This window comes from Novosphingobium sp. JCM 18896 (assembly GCF_025938095.1).
In the GTDB taxonomy this organism is placed as follows: Bacteria; Pseudomonadota; Alphaproteobacteria; order Sphingomonadales; family Sphingomonadaceae; genus Novosphingobium.
Map to the genome: position 1 here is coordinate 296,506 of NZ_JAPCZF010000002.1, position 16,455 is coordinate 312,960.

At 67.2% G+C, this 16,455-nt stretch carries 18 protein-coding genes and 1 tRNA gene; 6 read left to right on the plus strand and 13 right to left on the minus strand.

Annotation, left to right across the window (positions count from 1 at the left end; genetic code table 11):
• Nucleotides 1-5: 5 nt before the first annotated feature.
• Nucleotides 6-1,124 (minus strand): efflux RND transporter periplasmic adaptor subunit, encoded by a 1,119-nt coding sequence (locus OLX23_RS07295; RefSeq protein WP_264444097.1) that lies wholly within the window; start codon nt 1,122-1,124, stop codon nt 6-8.
• Nucleotides 1,125-1,304: 180 nt separating this feature from the next.
• On the opposite strand from OLX23_RS07295, the gene OLX23_RS07300 reads away from it, so the two are divergent.
• Entirely contained in the window at nt 1,305-1,934 is a 630-nt protein-coding gene (locus OLX23_RS07300; RefSeq protein ID WP_264444098.1) for a TetR/AcrR family transcriptional regulator, read from the plus strand.
• On the opposite strand, the gene OLX23_RS07305 is transcribed toward OLX23_RS07300, so the two are convergent.
• From OLX23_RS07305 to ahpC, 3 genes are all read right to left on the minus strand, one after another.
• Complete coding sequence (locus tag OLX23_RS07305) at nt 1,931-2,878, minus strand: sensor histidine kinase (protein ID WP_264444099.1); 948 nt, start codon at nt 2,876-2,878, stop codon at nt 1,931-1,933. The genes OLX23_RS07300 and OLX23_RS07305 overlap by 4 nt on opposite strands.
• 50 nt (nt 2,879-2,928) lie before the next feature.
• Nucleotides 2,929-4,521 carry an alkyl hydroperoxide reductase subunit F gene (gene ahpF, locus OLX23_RS07310; protein ID WP_264444101.1) on the minus strand — a complete coding sequence of 531 codons (1,593 nt, stop codon included), beginning with the start codon at nt 4,519-4,521 and terminating at the stop codon, nt 2,929-2,931.
• Between the two features lie 155 nt (nt 4,522-4,676).
• Nucleotides 4,677-5,243, minus strand: a complete 567-nt coding sequence (gene ahpC / locus OLX23_RS07315) for an alkyl hydroperoxide reductase subunit C (RefSeq protein ID WP_264444102.1) — start codon at nt 5,241-5,243, stop codon at nt 4,677-4,679.
• Nucleotides 5,244-5,488: 245 nt separating this feature from the next.
• On the opposite strand from ahpC, the gene OLX23_RS07320 reads away from it, so the two are divergent.
• Both OLX23_RS07320 and OLX23_RS07325 read left to right on the plus strand, forming a co-directional pair.
• Entirely contained in the window at nt 5,489-7,753 is a 2,265-nt protein-coding gene (locus tag OLX23_RS07320) for a TonB-dependent hemoglobin/transferrin/lactoferrin family receptor (RefSeq protein ID WP_264444103.1), read from the plus strand.
• A gap of 18 nt (nt 7,754-7,771) precedes the next feature.
• Entirely contained in the window at nt 7,772-8,743 is a 972-nt protein-coding gene (locus tag OLX23_RS07325) for a DUF6607 family protein (RefSeq protein ID WP_264444104.1), read from the plus strand.
• A gap of 59 nt (nt 8,744-8,802) precedes the next feature.
• On the opposite strand, the gene OLX23_RS07330 is transcribed toward OLX23_RS07325, so the two are convergent.
• The 4 genes from OLX23_RS07330 to OLX23_RS07345 all read right to left on the minus strand — a co-directional run bounded on the left by OLX23_RS07330 (nt 8,803) and on the right by OLX23_RS07345 (nt 11,283).
• The gene (locus OLX23_RS07330; RefSeq protein WP_264444105.1) at nt 8,803-9,741 is read right to left on the minus strand and encodes a hypothetical protein; all 939 of its coding nucleotides are present in this window, start codon (nt 9,739-9,741) and stop codon (nt 8,803-8,805) included.
• Between the two features lie 98 nt (nt 9,742-9,839).
• Nucleotides 9,840-10,115, minus strand: a complete 276-nt coding sequence (locus OLX23_RS07335) for a hypothetical protein (protein WP_264444106.1) — start codon at nt 10,113-10,115, stop codon at nt 9,840-9,842.
• The gene (locus OLX23_RS07340; RefSeq protein ID WP_264444107.1) at nt 10,112-10,816 is read right to left on the minus strand and encodes an HTTM domain-containing protein; all 705 of its coding nucleotides are present in this window, start codon (nt 10,814-10,816) and stop codon (nt 10,112-10,114) included. The genes OLX23_RS07335 and OLX23_RS07340 overlap by 4 nt, the downstream gene beginning before the upstream one ends.
• A gap of 50 nt (nt 10,817-10,866) precedes the next feature.
• Nucleotides 10,867-11,283 carry a hypothetical protein gene (locus OLX23_RS07345; protein ID WP_264444108.1) on the minus strand — a complete coding sequence of 139 codons (417 nt, stop codon included), beginning with the start codon at nt 11,281-11,283 and terminating at the stop codon, nt 10,867-10,869.
• An 8-nt stretch (nt 11,284-11,291) separates the two neighbouring features.
• Here OLX23_RS07345 and OLX23_RS07350 point away from each other — a divergent pair, with 8 nt between their 5' ends.
• A complete protein-coding gene (locus tag OLX23_RS07350; RefSeq protein ID WP_264444109.1) occupies nt 11,292-11,735 on the plus strand; it encodes a thiol-disulfide oxidoreductase DCC family protein in 444 nt (147 codons plus the stop codon).
• Between the two features lie 274 nt (nt 11,736-12,009).
• Here OLX23_RS07350 and OLX23_RS07355 read toward each other — a convergent pair.
• Nucleotides 12,010-12,084: transfer RNA gene (locus OLX23_RS07355), tRNA-Gly, on the minus strand.
• Between the two features lie 200 nt (nt 12,085-12,284).
• Between OLX23_RS07355 and OLX23_RS07360 the strand changes: the two genes are divergently transcribed.
• Nucleotides 12,285-13,193 carry a tetratricopeptide repeat protein gene (locus OLX23_RS07360; RefSeq protein WP_264444110.1) on the plus strand — a complete coding sequence of 303 codons (909 nt, stop codon included), beginning with the start codon at nt 12,285-12,287 and terminating at the stop codon, nt 13,191-13,193.
• 25 nt (nt 13,194-13,218) lie between these two features.
• Nucleotides 13,219-13,827 (plus strand): LON peptidase substrate-binding domain-containing protein, encoded by a 609-nt coding sequence (locus OLX23_RS07365; RefSeq protein WP_264444111.1) that lies wholly within the window; start codon nt 13,219-13,221, stop codon nt 13,825-13,827.
• 28 nt (nt 13,828-13,855) lie between these two features.
• Here OLX23_RS07365 and OLX23_RS07370 read toward each other — a convergent pair whose 3' ends face one another.
• The 4 genes from OLX23_RS07370 to OLX23_RS07385 are packed head-to-tail and all read right to left on the minus strand — an operon-like array spanning nt 13,856 to nt 16,404.
• Entirely contained in the window at nt 13,856-14,479 is a 624-nt protein-coding gene (locus OLX23_RS07370) for a MarC family protein (RefSeq protein ID WP_264444112.1), read from the minus strand.
• A gap of 1 nt (nt 14,480) precedes the next feature.
• Nucleotides 14,481-15,218 carry a hypothetical protein gene (locus OLX23_RS07375; protein ID WP_264444115.1) on the minus strand — a complete coding sequence of 246 codons (738 nt, stop codon included), beginning with the start codon at nt 15,216-15,218 and terminating at the stop codon, nt 14,481-14,483.
• Nucleotides 15,215-16,114, minus strand: a complete 900-nt coding sequence (gene folD / locus OLX23_RS07380; protein ID WP_264444117.1) for a bifunctional methylenetetrahydrofolate dehydrogenase/methenyltetrahydrofolate cyclohydrolase FolD — start codon at nt 16,112-16,114, stop codon at nt 15,215-15,217. Before folD ends, OLX23_RS07375 begins: the two co-directional genes overlap by 4 nt.
• The gene (locus tag OLX23_RS07385) at nt 16,111-16,404 is read right to left on the minus strand and encodes a YggT family protein (protein WP_264444119.1); all 294 of its coding nucleotides are present in this window, start codon (nt 16,402-16,404) and stop codon (nt 16,111-16,113) included. The genes folD and OLX23_RS07385 overlap by 4 nt, the downstream gene beginning before the upstream one ends.
• Nucleotides 16,405-16,455 lie beyond the last annotated feature (51 nt).

Consider the following 16,455-nt stretch of genomic DNA (forward strand, 5'->3'; position numbering starts at 1 on the left):
GCGCCTTACTCTCCGCTGGCCGGGATCAGCTTCGACACCTTGAGATCGGCCCCGGGCTGGACGCGAAGCTGGCCTTCGGTGACGACGACGTCGCCGGCCTTGAGCCCGCTGGTAACCACCACCGAATTGCCGAAGCGGCGCCCGGTCTTGACCGCGACCGGCTCGGCCTTGCCTTCCTTGTGCGCGTTGCCCCCGCGGATCGCCATGACGCTGTCACCCTGGGCCGAAGTCATGATCGCCGTGACCGGTACGACCAGCGCGCCCGCGATCGGATCCAAGGTCAGCGCCGCAGTGATGTACATGCCTGGGCGCAGCGCGCGGTCGGGATTGGCCAGGGTCGCCTGGACCCAGATGTTGCGGCTCGCCTCGTCGACGCGCGGCTCGATCGTGGTGACGCGCGCGGTGAACACACGGCCGGGGAAGGCATCCGAAGTCACGCGCACCTCGCGGCCGGGCTGGAGCTTGGCCAGTTCCTGCTGCGGCACGGTGAAGTCGACGAACAGCTCGTCGAGCGCGGTCAGCGAGGCGACCTTGTCGCCGGGGTTCAGATATTGGCCGGGATTGATCTGACGCACGCCGATCTGGCCCGAGAACGGCGCGGCTACGCGCTTCTGGACGAGCCGGGCGTCGAGCTGGCGGACGGCGGCAATCGCCTGGTCGTATTCGGCCTGGCGCTGCTGCACGACTTCGCGCGATTCCGCGCCGGTCGTCACGAGCTGGCGTGCGCGCGAGAGCTGGAGCCGCGCGAATTCGGCCTTGGCTGCCGCGGCCTGGCGATCGGCGCGCTCGGGGCCGTCATAGAGCTGCACGAGCGTCGCGCCGGCGCCGACATATTGTCCGCCCGAGAAAGCGATCCGCGAGACGCGGCCGGCGACTTCGGGCGCGAGCATGACCTCGCGCACTGCGCGCAGCGAACCGACGGCCTCGAGCGAAGACGGCACGCTGGTGGGATTGACCACGGCGGCGACCACCGCGGTCGGCGGCGGTGCGGGCGGCGGCGGCGCGGAATTGCGCCACATGCGCCAACCGAACAGCAGCGCGAAGATCGCGATCACCGCGATCACGACGATCACCGCCGCGCGCTTCTGCGAGCGCGGCGCGGGTTCGCCTGCCGCGTGCCCCACTGGCCCATGCTCCGCTGGCCCGTATTCCGTATCCACCCCTTCGCCCGACATTGCCGAACCGCCCTCATCTGTATAAATCGACTGGTGGTCGATTATTGACGCATCGGTTATCGCCGGAGCGGAACAAGGTCAATTGCAATTTGTTCGCAATAAGGATCCAATGCGAGTATTGATGCACTGATGTCCCCACCGCCCCCCGTCACACTTCTCCGCCCCAGCCGCCTCGCCGGCGCCCGTCCCGGGCCGCGCCGCCGCGACGAACGCCTCGCCAGCCTGCTCGATGCCGCCGCCGCGCTGTTCGTCGAAAAGGGCGTCATGGCCACGAGCATCGAGGACATCGCCGAGCGCGCCGGCGTCGCCAAAAGCACCTTCTACCACTACTTCCATGACCGTGCGGCGATGCTCGAGGCGCTGCGCAAGCGCTATTCGCAGCGCTTCGCCGACTTGGTCGACGCGGCGATGGAAGCCTGCCCGCCACAGGACTGGAACGCACGCCTCGCCGCCTGGACGCGATCGACGGTCGATGAATATCTCGCGACCTACCTGCTCCACGACGCCATCTTCCACGATCACGAGGTCTGCCAGCGCTGCGTGATCAGCGAGGAGGCCTTCGTCGTCAGCCTCGCCGCGCTGCTGCGCGCGGGCGCCGAACAGGGTGCCTGGCGGGTCGAGGAACCGCTGACCACGGCTGCCTTCATGTTCCACGGGCTGCACGGCCTGCTAGACGAGGCGATCGCCTCGGAATCGGAGACCGCGACCCTGGCGGACCGCGTCACCCGGCTGTTCGGTCAGCTCGTCCGCGCGGGCTAGCCCGCGGTCACCGTCATCTCGCAGGTGACTCCCGCGGGCGCGAAGCGCAGGTCGACCGTCGGGATCCCGCCGGCCGATCGCAGCAGGCGGCTGCCCAGCCCTCTGTGCGTCGGCGCCTGTACCGCCGGACCGCCGACTTCTTCCCAGCGGAGCCGGTAGAGCCCCGGCTCTTCCGCCGCATCCCAGACGATCCGCACCCGCCCTGCCGCGACCGAGAGCGACCCGTACTTGCTGGCATTGGTCGCGAGCTCGTGCAGCGCCATCATCAGCGGCGTGCAGGCGTTGCGCGACACGTCCCAGTGCGGACCGGCGAGGTCGAACTGCAAGGTGTTGAACGGCGCGATCGCCGCGCCGACGAGATCGCCGATCGCGCAGGACTTGAGCGCGCCGAAGCGCAGCAGTTCGTTGGCCTTGGCCAAGGCGCCAAGCCGGCCGGCCAGCATCTCGTAGAACTGGGCGGGGTCGGTGGCTTTCGACGATTGCGAGGCCAGCGCGCGCATCATCTGCAGCGAATTCTTGGTGCGGTGCTGGAGCTCCTGGTTGAAGTCGTCGCTCTGCCGCGCGCGCTCCTCCATCTCGATCACCGCGTTGCGCAGGATATTGCCGACCCAGACCATCGTCGCGGCGGAAATGCCGAAAAGCGTCAGCGCGACGACCTGGGCCCAGTCAAAGGAAAAGCCGAACTGCGGCGGCAGGAACACCCCCCAGGCGGCGATCGCGCTGCCAAAGGCGGTCACCGCCCCCCAGCGCCAGCCGAGGTAGGTCGCGATCATCTGGATCGCCGGGAAATAGAGGACGAAAGGTACGCCCGAGGTACCGCCGTCGATCAACCAGCGGATGAACGTGGGGATCGCGACGGCCAGCACGGACCGCACAAGGCCCTCGCCGAAGGACGGCGCGGTTCGGATCGACCGCGTGATGTAGGCGAAGCTACGTGTCTTCATATCTCCCCACCCGCTCCGTTTTCGGTGCGGGTGGGGAGCAAGTCAATATGTCAGGCGGGCACGGCTTCCGGCTCGGGCACGCTCGTGCGGATCAGGTGATCGAAGGCCGAGAGCGAAGCCTTAGAACCTTCGCCCATGGCAATGACGATCTGCTTGTAGGGCACGGTCGTCACGTCGCCGGCGGCGAAGATCCCCGGGACGCTGGTGGCGCCTCGGGCATCGACCTCGATCTCGCCGCGATTGCTCAGCGCAACGGCGCCGTCGAGCCACTCGCTGTTCGGGATCAGGCCGATCTGCACGAAGATTCCTTCGAGCTCGACCAGATGCTCTTCCTCGCTGTTGCGATCGCGATAGCGCAGGCCGACCACCTTCTCGCCGTCGCCGAGCACTTCGGTGGTCAGCGCCGAGGTGACGATCGTGACGTTGGGCAGGCTGCGCAGCTTGGCCTGGAGCACGGCGTCGGCACGCAGTTGGCTGTCGAACTCGATCAGGGTGACGTGCGCGGTGATGCCCGCCAGGTCGATCGCCGCCTCGACACCCGAGTTGCCGCCGCCGATCACCGCCGTGCGCTTGCCCTTGAACAGCGGGCCGTCGCAGTGCGGACAATAGGCGACACCGCGGTTGCGGTACTCGTCCTCGCCGGGGACGCCCATCTGCCGCCAGCGCGCGCCGGTCGAGAGGATGATCGTCTTCGCCTTGAGGCTCGCGCCGTTCTCGAGACGCACCTCGTGCAACCCGCCCAGGTCCTTGGCCGGGATCAGCTGGGTCGCCTTCTGCAGGTTCATCACGTCGACCTCGTAGTCCTTGACATGCTGCTCGAGCGCGGCGGCGAGCTTCGGGCCCTCGGTGTGGCTGACCGAGATGAAGTTCTCGATCGCCAGGGTGTCGAGCACCTGACCGCCGAAGCGCTCGGCGGCGACGCCGGTGCGGATGCCCTTGCGCGCGGCATAGATCGCCGCCGCCGCGCCGGCGGGACCGCCGCCGACGACGAGCACGTCGAACGGTTCCTTGCCAGCGATCTTCTCGGCCGCGCGGGCGACCGCGCCGGTGTCGAGCTTGGCCATGATCTGCGCGAGATCCATGCGGCCCTGGCCGAAAACCTCACCGTTGAGGAAGACCATCGGCACGGCCATGACCTTGCGGCTATCGACCTCGTCCTGGAACAGCGCGCCGTCGATCGCGACGTGGCTGACGTTGGGGTTCAGCGCCGCCATGATGTTGAGCGCCTGCACGACGTCGGGGCAGTTCTGGCACGACAACGAGAAGAAGGTCTCGAACCTGTACTCGCCCTCGAGGTTGCGGACGGAGTCGAGCAGTTCTTCTTCTTCCTTCGGCGGATGGCCGCCGACGTGGAGCAGCGCGAGGATCAGCGAGGTGAACTCGTGGCCCATCGGCAGGCCGGCGAAGACGACTTCGGCGCGCGGATCGTCGACCGCATGGATCGCGAAGCTGGGCTTGCGCGCGTCGGTGCCGTCGGTGCGCGCAGTCACCTTGTCGGAGAGAACGGCGATTTCCTCGACCAGGCTCTGCACTTCGGCCGACTTGGGCCCGTCGCCGAGGCTGGCGACGAGTTCGATCGGGCGGCGCAGGTTGCCGAGGTACTGTTTGAGCGTGGCAGTGGTGGAAGCGTCGAGAACGGGCATGACGGGCCTTTCCTGAACATGTCGCGTCGCACCGCGAAGCGGCGTCGCGAAGGTGAACTAACGAAAGCGGTTGCGGTTCGGGTCGCACGCGACCGGAAACGAAACGGCTCTCGGAGAGGGTGGCCGGACGGGCGAACCGCCCGGCCTCTCCAAAATCAAATCTTGCCGACGAGGTCGATCGAGGGCGCAAGGGTTTCGGCGCCTTCTTCCCACTTCGCGGGGCAGACCTGGCCCGGGTGCTCGCGCCAGTACTTGGCAGCCTTGATCTTGCGCAGCAGCTCGGCGGCGTTGCGGCCCACGCCTTCGGGGGTGATCTCGACGAGCTGGATCGTGCCGTCGGGATCGGTGACGAAGGTGGCGCGGTCGGCCAGGCCGACGCCTTCGCGCAGAACGCCGAAGTTGTTGCTCAGGACGTGGTTCTGGTCACCGAGCATGAAGTAGTTGATCTTGCTGATCGCCGGCGAGGTGTCGTGCCAGGCCTTGTGGCTGAAATGCGTGTCGGTCGAAACCGAGTAGACTTCGACGCCGAGGCCCTGCAGTTCACCGTAGATGTCGGCGAGATCTTCGAGCTCGGTCGGGCAGACGAAGGTGAAGTCGGCGGGGTAGAAGAAGAACACGCCCCACTTGCCCTTCACCGTCTCCTCGGTGATGCCTTCGACGAACTTGCCCTGGTGGAAGGCCGTGGCGTTGAACGGCTTGAGCTGGCTTCCGACGATTCCCATGTGATTCTCCAATGTGGCTCGGGATGAAACTGACGTCGCTTAGCTAGGGGTTGTGGTGGGGGTTATCCAATAGGAAATCTCGCCCCCACTGATCGGTTTTGCCGATTAATATCCGCATTCAATTTTCATATAATCGATTAAAGCCGCTCATAGCGCGAGCGACAGCAATCCTACCACGGCTTGACCCCTGCGCCGCATTCTGCACATAGGCTAATGAGAATCATATTCATTAGCAGGGAAAATCGATGGGGTATTACGGTTCTTCGCGGGTGCGCGCCGCATGCGCTCTGCAGGCACTCGCCGTGGCGCTGGCGGCCAGTCCGGTCGCAGCGCAAGATAACGACGGCCTGTTCTGGGCCGAACGCAAGGGCCAGATCGTCGTCAGCGCCACGCGCACACCGGTAAAGATCGAAGACGTACCCGCGACGATCTCGATCAAGACCGACGAGCAGATCGCCGACGAGATGGTCTCCGACATCAAGGACCTCGTCCGCTTTGAGCCCGGCGTCTCGGTGCGCCAGGCGCCGAGCCGTTTCGGCGCGGCCCAGGGCGTGACCGGCCGCGACGGCGCGGCGAGCTTCAACATCCGCGGGCTCGACGGCAACCGCGTGCTGATGCTGATCGACGGCGTACGCGTGCCCGAAGGCTTCGAATTCGGCGCCCAGGCCGCGGGCCGCGGCGCCTATGTCGATCTCGGCCTGGTCAAGTCGGTCGAGATCCTGCGCGGCCCCGCCTCGGCGCTCTATGGCTCGGACGGCCTCGCCGGCGCGGTCAGCTTCGTGACCAGCGATCCGTCGGACCTGCTGCGCGATCACAACGTCGCCGGTCGCTTCAGCGCGTCCTACGATTCCGCCGACGAGGAATTCAGCGAGACCGCGATCCTCGCCGCGCGCAGCGGCGCGATCTCGGGCATGATCGCCTATACCCGTCGCGACGGGAAGGAACTCGACAACCAGGGCACCGACGAGGCGCTCAACGCCACGCGCACCGCGCCCAACCCGCAGGACACCAAGTCCGACGCGCTGCTCGGCAAGCTGGTGCTCGACACCGGCGCCTCGAGCCGCCTGCGCCTGACCGGCGAATGGCAGAAGGGCGTGGTCGACACCAACGTGCTCAGCGGCATCACCGCGCCTTCGACCACCGGCGCGCCCCTGGCGGCAACCGCGGTGATCGGCCTCGTCGCCCACGACACCACCGAGCGCAAGCGCGCCGCGCTCGACTGGCGCTACGAGGGAGAGGGCGGGATCGATTTCATCCAGCTCACCGCCTATTGGCAGGAGGGCCTGAACCGCCAGTGGATCGCCGAGGACCGCAACACCGCGGCCGACCGCATCCGCATCAACACCTTCGACAACCGCGTGATCGGCGGCGCGGCCGATTTCCGCGCCAAGCTCGATACTGGCGCGATCAAGCACGAGCTCGCCTGGGGCCTCGACGCCTCGGTCACGCGCCAGAAAGGCCTGCGCGACGGCACCGTGCCGACCCCGCCGGACGTCTTCCCGACGCGCGCCTTCCCCGTCACCGACTTCACGCTGGCGGGCGCCTACGTCTCCGACCGCATCCTGATCGCCGATGGCGTGCTGGCGCTCTATCCGGCGCTGCGCTTCGACCACTACAAGCTCAGCCCGCAGGCCGATCCCCTGCTGCCGGCCTTCGTCGCCGCCAAGCAGGACGGCTCGCGCCTCTCGCCCAAGATCGGCGCCGTGGTGAAGCTCGGCTCGGCCCTGTCGGTCTTCGCCAACTACGCGCACGGCTTCAAGGCGCCCGCGCCCAGCCAGGTCAACCAGTTCTTCGAGAACCCGACCTCGGCGCAGGGTGCCTATCGCACGATCACCAACCCGAACCTCAGGCCCGAGAAGAGCAAGACGATCGAAGGCGGCGTACGGCTCAACAGCAAGTACGTCTCGGCCGGGATCACCGGCTTCGCGGGGCGCTACAACGACTTCATCAGCCAGGAACAGATCAGCGGCGTCGGCACCCCGGCCAATCCGATCGTGTTCCAGTACGTCAACCTGGCGCGCGTGAAGATCGAGGGCGTCGAGGGCAAGCTCGACCTGCGCTCCGAAAGCGGGCTCACCGGCCAACTCGCGATCTCCTATGCCAAGGGCACGACCACGCGGAACGGGGTCGACATGCCGCTCGCCTCGATCGACCCGCTCAAGCTCGTCGCCGGCCTCGGCTATCGCGACCGGCAGGACCGCTTCGGCGGCCAGCTGATCATGACCCATTCCGCGCGCAAGTCGCCCAACGACGCGGCCGCCAACGCCTATCTGCCGAACGCCTTCACGATCCTCGACGCGACGGTCTTCGTGAAGCCCATGCCCAGCCTGACCCTGCGCGCGGGCCTGTTCAACATCACCGATGCCAAATACGCCTGGTGGAGCGACGTCCGCGGCGTCTCGCGCGTGGCCGCCACGGCGCCTGCCACCAGCTTCGTCGACCCGCCGGTCGCCGACGCCTATACCCAGCCCGGACGCAATGTCAGCGTGTCGGCCAGCTATCGCTTCTGATCCCGAGGACGAGAAACCATGACCAAGCTTCATCACCTTCTCGGCGCCGGGCTCCTCGCCCTCGCCTTCGCGGTCAGCCCGGCGATGGCGCATCCGCCGATCGCCGCCGCGCCTGCGCCCAGCTTCGACCAGGACCGCGCGGACATCCTCGCCATGGCCGGCACTTTCGAGGTCGAGTTCGACATGCAGGAATCGACGCGCTGGGATGCCACCTATACGCCGCTGCCCAACAAGCTCTCGGGCGGCAACGAGGTCGTCCGCGTGATCGAGGACACCGGCCGCAAGATCGTGCTCCAGCACCTGCTGGTGATCGAGCACGAGGGCAAGACGATGATCATCAAGCACTGGCGCCAGGACTGGGAATACGAGCCCGCCCGCGTGCTCGCCTATTCGGATCGCAACGAATGGCGCTGGGAGGAGATTCCCGAGGCGTTGCGCAAGGGCCGCTGGTCGCAGACCGTGTGGCAGGTCGACGACAGCCCGCGCTATGGCGGCTGGGGCCAGTTCGAGAGCCAGGGCGGCGTGCGTCGCTGGCGCTCGTCGTGGACCTGGCGCCCGCTTGCGCGCCGCGACGCCGTGCGCAAGCCGGTCTACGACCGCTACCTGTCGATCAACCGCCACCAGCCGAGCCCCGACGGCTGGGTCCACTGGCAGGACAACACCAAGCTCGGCCTGCGCGACGGCAAACTCGTCCCCATCGTCCAGGAATACGTGCTCAACACCTATACGCGGAACAGCGAGTTCAACGTGAAGGCGGCCGACGATTACTGGGCGGCGACCAAGGACTACTGGACCCAGATCCGTGCGCTGTGGGACGGTATTGCGGCGGGCGGCCAGGGCATCGGCGTGGCGGAGGAAGCCGAGACCGGCACCGTCGTCAGCGGCCGCCTGCTCGAGCTCGCCGACGAGATCAAGGCGGGCAAGACCACCACGGCCAAGGCGCTGACCGAAGCCCGGGCGCTCGTCGCCGCCAAGGTGCGCAAGCTGTAACGGCCATTCACGCAGGGGGGCGGCGGGCCGGCTATCTTGCGGCCGGTCCGCCGACTTTCTTATGCCGCTCCCAGCTTGACCTCGCCGCGCACGATCCGGCGGAAGGTCTCGGACGGGCAGAACTCCTGGTTGTCGCCCCAATAGGTCTCGCCGGCGACATCCCATTCGGCCAGCGACCAGATCACCGTGTGGTCGGTATAGCCGGTGAACACCAACCCGGGATCGATCGTCCCGCGCGCGGTGATCGTCCGGCCCAGGGTATCGACGCCCTCGAACAGCACCTTCGCCGGGCCATGCGCGCCATATTCGAGCACGGTCCGCTTGCCCGAGACCAGCGGCGCCATCTCGCCATCGCGCATCAGGAAGCCGCCCATCGTCTTCGCTTCGGGCTTCTTGCCCATGCACAGCGTCTGGAAGCTGCCTGAATCGCCCATGCCCCAGAAATAGCCGCCGTGCGGCCAGACCTCGGTATCGTAGGGCCCCGAAGAGCCATCACGCATCGACCAGCAGTCGACCCGCAGCTCCTCGCCGTGGCGGCGGATCACGCCGGTCATCCGCCCCGGATGCTCGTAGTGGAAGGCCGCGGTCTTGGCCTGGTCGGGGTCGCCGGTCTCAAGCCGGTGGAGCGGCGCGACCGCGGTCCACTCGAGATCGAGCTGGAAGCCTTCCTTGTCGTAGTCGATCTTGTAGCGCTGGAGCGGCTCGACGACCTTCACCGACAGCGAATTGCGCGCGACCACGTCGAACTTCTCGGCACCCTCGGGGATCGCCTGGAGATGGCTCCAGTTATAGTAGAGGCAATTCCACTGGTAGATGCCCGAAGGGTCCCACAGCACCGGCCCGCCGTTGAGAATGTTCATGTTCGGGCGGAAGAAGTGCTGGATCAGCCCGTGGATGCGGCGTTCGGGGATCGAGACCGAAAACCACGAGTTCTCGTTCCAATAGGGACTGTCGGTGCGGCCATCGCTGAAGCGGTCTGCGGCGGGCAGTTCGCCCATGTCTGCTCTCCCGGCCGCCTGTCGGGCCGCGCGGAAATCTAGCATCGGCACGGAGGCTCGCAATCGCGGCGGCTTGATCCGGCGGGCAAGGCCTTCGGCTAGCGGCGCCCCGGCGGATCGAGCGATTCGACGAGTTCCACCACCTCGAAGTCGTAGCGCTCCCAGCCGCGCTGCCGTGCGGCGTCGGCGGTCGCGGTCTTCTTCTTCGTGGCCTCCTTGAGCGAGGTCGTGTGCCCCCAGAACACCTCGGTGCGCCCGCCGCCGAGCTCCGCGACGATGCGCCAGTAATGGGTGAAGGGAGAGGCCGTCGGCCCGATCGTCTTGACGTAGCCGTCGGCCATCGTCGCGGTCAGGTAGCGTTTGCGCCCTTTCACAGCACGCGCTCCTGCAGCCACAGGATCGACGGATAGGCGCAGATCCAGATCCAGAAGAAGCGGTTGAGCCCGAACAGGCAGGCGTTGGCACCATGGAACAGCGCGGCGATGGCGAGCCCCGCGATCAGCGTCGGCTGCGACAGGAAGGCCAGCGGAAAGGCCAGCTCGAAGCCGATCACCGCCCAGCCCATGGCAAACAGGACGCCCGGACGCTCCGCCCAGCGCCGCAGGTTCTCCCCGGCCGGATAGGCCGAGAACAGGAAGACGTCGCGTAGCGCCCGCCCGCTGCGCCACTCGGGGTTCACCACCTTGACCCAGCCGGCCATGAAATAGGACAGCAGCAGTTGCAGCCCGAGATAGGCGAAGGCCAACTCGCGCCAGGCCGGCTCGGGCAAGTTCCAGGCGCCGGCGAGGCACAGCAGGACGAGCAGGCTCATCCGGTCGGCGCCGCCGTTATAGGGCCCGTTGAAGAAGGGCAGGATCAAGAGATGGTTGGCGACCAGCGCCAGGGTCAGCCAGCCCGGATGCAGCCCGGCAACCCCCAGGCCTGCTGCCAGCAAGAGCAACGACAGCACGAGGCGCGGCACGAACAGCAGGCGCTCCTCAAGCCGCGCAGCCGGACGCAGATGCTCGAGGCTCTGCTGGACGAAGGCCGCGGCCATCATCGCCGTGGTGAGCTGGATCGCGCCGTCGAGCGTCATCGCGTGAGCAGCCCGGCGATCGGGTAGGGGCTGGACTGGTAGACCACCTCTTAGGCGATCGCGTCGCCCGGTCCGACGCGGCTGACCAGACGCAGGCGTATCTGCAGCAAAGCATCGTGCGCGCAGCCACCGTTCCGATCGAGATCGCGCGCGACGCGCAGCAGCAGTTCACGCTGGCTATGCGCCGCGGTTTCCGCGGAGGCCGCGCCGAGCAAACGCTCGGCCAGGCTGACCAAATGGAGGCTCTCGTTCCACTGCGGGTTCCACAGCAGTCGACGCAACATGGTAGCGGGTGTCAGGACGGCGGGACGCGGGCGAAACTCCCGCCAGGGCCCCGCCGGCGTATCGGACGCAGGCGCCAGCGCATAGTCGAGGCGGGGACTGGCGGTCACCGCATCGAAGAAACGCCACGACGGCACGATCGCGGGCAGCAACAGACGCAGGCCGGTGAAAGGAAACACGCGCACGCGTTATCGTGTCGGTTTTGCGCAATCAACCGGTCGGCTATGCAGTCCGCATGAACGGCGCGCATCCCATCATCGTGTTCGACGCCGAATGCGTGCTGTGCTCGCTCAACGCGCAATTCGTTCTGCGCTACGATCGCCGCGGACACTTCCGGCTGGCCTCGATGCAAGGTGCGGTCGGCGCCGCGCTCTATCGCCGTTTCGGCATCGATCCCGCTGATCCCGACACGCTGATCGTCGTCACCGGCGACGAAGCCCTGCGCGACAGCGATGCGATCCTGGCGATTTGGTCGGGGCTCGGCTGGCCATGGCGCGCTCTGATGGTGCTGCGCCTCGTCCCGCGGGCGCTGCGCGACCCGCTGTACCGGCTCATCGCACGCAATCGCTATCGACTGTTCGGCAAGCGCCAGACCTGCTGGGTGCCCAGCCCCGAACAGGCCGGCCGCGTGCTGTAGACGTGAAAAAGCCCCGCGGGTGGAGGAACCGCGGGGCTTTATTCGAGTATCGAGAATTCTGACCCCGCGCGACTTCCGGATGACGGTCCGGCGGCTGCGCGGGGCGATGCACTTGAGCTATACCGTCATTCCACGAGAGTCCATCGCCTCACGCAGCCGGTTCGACCAATGTCCACTGATCGTTCAGCAGCGGGACACAATGATATGGAAGTCTTAACGGGCCTGGCCCGTTACGCAGCGGCCGGTTCCGGCCTGCGAATGTCTCGGAAGAGACTGGAGCGGGCGAAGGGATTCGAACCCTCGACCCCAACCTTGGCAAGGTTGTGCTCTACCCCTGAGCTACGCCCGCTCGAACGTCTCAGCCCGCCGTTTTCTGCGGCGGCGGGCCGGGGTGAGGCGCGCAACTAGCAGCGGCTTTCGGACCCGGCAAGGGGAAAAATGCGATAAAATTTCAAAGCCCCGTCCCGGGCGCTTTCGCCCTTCACAAATGCGGCGAAAAGCCCACATTGGCCGCCATTATCCCCAGACCGCACAAGTGGAGTACCTGCCTTGGCAAGCCTCGGCCTCAATATCGAAGAGCAGAAAGCCGTGGACCGGTTCCGCCAGCAGGTCGCCGAACCGTCGATGACTTCGCTCGTCATCCTCGATTTCTGGGCGGAATGGTGCGGCCCCTGCAAGGCACTCACGCCGCTGCTTGAGAAAGTCGCGGCCGAATATGCCGACAAGGGCGTGATTCTCGCCAAGGTCAACGTCGACGAAGAGCGTTTCATCGCCGACCAGTTCCAGATTCGCTCGATTCCCACGGTCTATGCGATGTTCCAGGGCCAGCCGGTGGCCGACCTGACCAACGCCCGCACCGAATCGCAGCTGAAGTCGATGCTCGACCAGCTTCTCGCCAAGCTGCCGATCCAACCCGGCGGTCAGGCCGCGCCCGACGTCGCGCCGCTGCTCGCCATGGGTGAGGACGTGCTGGCCGAGGGCGACGGCGAACGCGCGGCGAGCGTCTTCGCGCAGATCGTCGACATGGTGCCCGACAATGCCCAGGCGATCGGCGGTCTGATTCGCGCGCTGGTACTCGCCGGCCGAATCGAAGAAGCCGGCGAAATGCTCGCCGCGCTCGACCCTGCGCTCGCCAAGGATCCGGCGATCGAGCGCGCGGGTTCGGCACTCGAACTGGCCAAGGCCAAGCCCGACGACGGCGAACTGGCCGCGCTGCGCGCCGCCGCGGCCGAGCGTCCAGCCGACATGGACGCGCAGCTCGCCTTCGCCAACGCCGCCTTCGCTGCGGGTGAGCGCGACGCCGCCGCCGATACGCTGCTCAAGATGGTCGCGGCCGATCGCGAATGGAACGAAGGCGCCGCGCGCGCCAAGCTGTTGCAGATGTTCGAGGCGATCGGGCTCGAGGACGCCTGGGTCGCGGCAACGCGGCGGCGACTATCGACCGTGCTGTTCGGCTAGCGCAGACGAAAGGCGGAGGGGACAGATGCGCATCACGATCTTCCCGCTGACGGGCGCGATCCTCTACCCGGGCCTGCACCTGCCGCTGCACATCTTCGAGCCGCGCTATCGCGCGATGATCAGCGACGCGCTCGCGCGCGATCGCCGCATCGGCATGATCCAGCCGCAGCGCGAGTTCGAAGGCGCACCGCTGTTCCAGATCGGCTGCCTCGGCCGGATCGGCGACGTCGAGGCGCTCGACGACGGGCGCTTCAATCTGGTGCTCGAAGGCGAATCACGCTTTCGCATGCTGCGCGAGCTCGACGTCACCACCCCGTTCCGCCAGATCGAGGGCGAACTGCTCGACGAGCCCGAGGACGAGGTCCTCGCCGCGATCGAACGCGCCGGCTTCGAACGCGAGGCGCGCCGCTTCGCCGACGCGCAAGGCTATCGCGTCGACTGGGATTCGGTTTCGCGGCTCGACGACGTCTCGCTGATCAACGGCGTCTGCCAGATCGCCCCTTTCGACGCCGCCGCCAAGCAGGCGCTGCTCGAAGCCAACGGGATCAACGAACGCTGCGAACTGCTGATCCAGCTCATGCAGTTCTTCGCCCGCCGCGACAGCGACGACGAGGACGGCGAGACGCTGCAGTAGCCGGCGAGCCTCCGCCGGGTGCTTCGATTCAGCTCGCCATCACGGCGCGCAAACCATCGATCACATATTGCGCCGCCAGCGCGCTCAGCAGCACGCCGAGCAGCCGAGTCACCACGGCCTCGGCCTTGGCCCCGACCAGCCGCATGATCGGCCCCGCCGCGAGCAGCGCGGCCAGGCACAGCACCATCACCGCGATCAGCGCCGCGAGGATCATCAGGGTCGCCTCGGTGCCCTGCGCACGCGACATCAGCAGCATGATCGTCGCGATCGAGCCCGGCCCGGCGATCATCGGGATCGCCAGCGGGAAGACCGAGACGTCGTCGACCTCGGCCGCGGTGCGCACCTCTTCGGCGCGCTTCTCGCGGCGCTCGGTGCGCTTCTCGAAGACCATGTCGATCGCGATCAGGAACAGCATGATGCCGCCGGCGATGCGGAACGAGTTGAGCTCGATATGCAGCGCGCCGAGCAGCTTCTCGCCAAACAGCGCGAAGACGAGCAGGATCATCGTCGCGATCAGACAGGCGCGCATCGCCATGCGCCGCGCGGCGACCGGCGGCGCGGTGCTGGTAAGCCCCGCGAAGATCGGCGCGCAGCCCGGCGGGTCGATGACCACGAACAGCGTGACGAAGGCCGAGATGAACAGCTCGATCACGTCAGCTCCCGGTGACGCGTTCGTTGCGGACTTCGCGAACCTCGCCATCGCTGGCCATGCGCGCGACGAAGCTGCGCGCGCCATCGGCCGCGACATCGACGCTCCAGATTAGCGAGCCGTCGTTAGAGCGGCCTTCGCGATGGGCCGGATCGAACGGCACCGGCGGCGCCTTGGGTTGCTTGGGAGGCTTGCCACGTTTGCCGGGTGGTGGTCCGCCCGGACGGGCACCCATGCGGCGCTCAGGGCACTCGGCGACACGCGCGGAGAGCATGTCGGGCGCCTCAAGCGCGTCCTTGGTCTCGTCGCCATGGTCTAGCACCCATTTGTAGCCGCCCTTGTCCTGGCGCTGCCAGACCGTGGTGAACCAGCCGTGCCTGGCACCGTTCTGCCAGGCGCCGTGGGTGACCATCAGCGAACCGTCGCAGCTCGACCAGACTTCGTGCGGTTGCCAGTTCAGCCCCGCGGGCGGATTGGCGCGATCCTTTAGCCAGGCCTGAGCCAGCACCATGCGCGGCGTGAACATGACCGCATCCTCGGCCGCGGTCGCCTTGAAGGCGGTCCACTGGCCCTTCTCCTGCGCGAGCCGCGCAAAGGCGATCTCGGCGGCGATCGCCGCGCTGGGATTGGCCAGGCTGCCGAGCCGGACACCGCCACCGCGCGGCGGGCCGGGGGGGCCGTCCTGCGCCAGCGCCGCCGGCGCGAGCGCCAGCAACGCGAGGCAGGCGGCCAGACGCTTCAAATCGCGTCCTCGGCCAGCGGGATAGCGGCATTGCGGTGCGCCGCAACGATCGTGTTGCGCAGCAGGACGGCGATGGTCATCGGCCCGACGCCGCCGGGCACCGGGGTGATCGCACCGGCGACGGTGCTGGCGTCGGCATAGTCGACGTCACCGACCAGGCGGCCCTTTTCCGCGCCTTCGGCCGGCGGCAGGCGGTTGATGCCGACGTCGATCACGGTCGCACCGGGCTTGATCCAGTCGGCCTTGACCATTTCGGGCCGACCGACCGCGGCGACGACGATGTCGGCACGGCGCACGACCTCGGGCAGGTCCTTGGTGCGGCTGTGTGCGATCGTCACCGTGCAGTTCTCACCGAGCAGCAATTGCGCCATCGGCTTGCCGACGAGGATCGAGCGGCCGATCACGACGGCGTTCAGCCCCGAGAGGCTGCCGAGCCGGTCCTTGAGCAGCATCAGCGAACCCAGCGGCGTGCAGGGCACCAGACCCGGCAGGCCGAGCGCGAGACGGCCGGTGCTGATCGGCGTGAGGCCGTCGACATCCTTGTTCGGGCTGATCCGCTCGACCACCGCCTGCTCGTCGAGGTGCTTGGGCAGCGGCAGCTGGACGAGGATGCCATCGACCGCGGGATCGGCATTGAGCTGATCGACCAACGCCAGCAGCACGTCCTGCGTCGTATCCTCGGGCAGCTTGTGCTCGAAGCTGGCCATGCCGCAGGCGACGGTCTGCTTGCCCTTCGAGCGGACGTAGACCTGGCTCGCCGGATCCTCACCCACGAGGACGACGGCGAGGCCCGCCTTGCGACCCGCGGCCGGTTCAAAAGTGGCGGCCAATTCGGCGACGCGGCCGCGCAGGCCTTCGGCGAAGGCTTTTCCGTCGATGATCGAAGCTTGGGTCATAGTGCTGCGTAGGCCAGGTTCTTGAGGATGATCTGAAGGATGGTCAGGCCGATGATCAGCACCATCGGCGAAAGGTCGACCGCGCCGGTGTTCGGCATGATCCGGCGGATCGGCGCGAGCACCGGCTCGAGGATCGCATTCACCGCCTGCCAGATGGCGGCGACGAAATTGTTGTGCAGGTTCACGACGTTGAACGAGATCAGCAGGCTCAGGACGAACTGCACGATGACGACGACGACGATGATGTTGATGAGGTAGGAAATGATTTCGTAGAGCGTGAAGAACAGCAAGGCCGTGCCTTTCAGCGATCGGGGTTTGGCCGCTGATAGCCGAGCACGGGC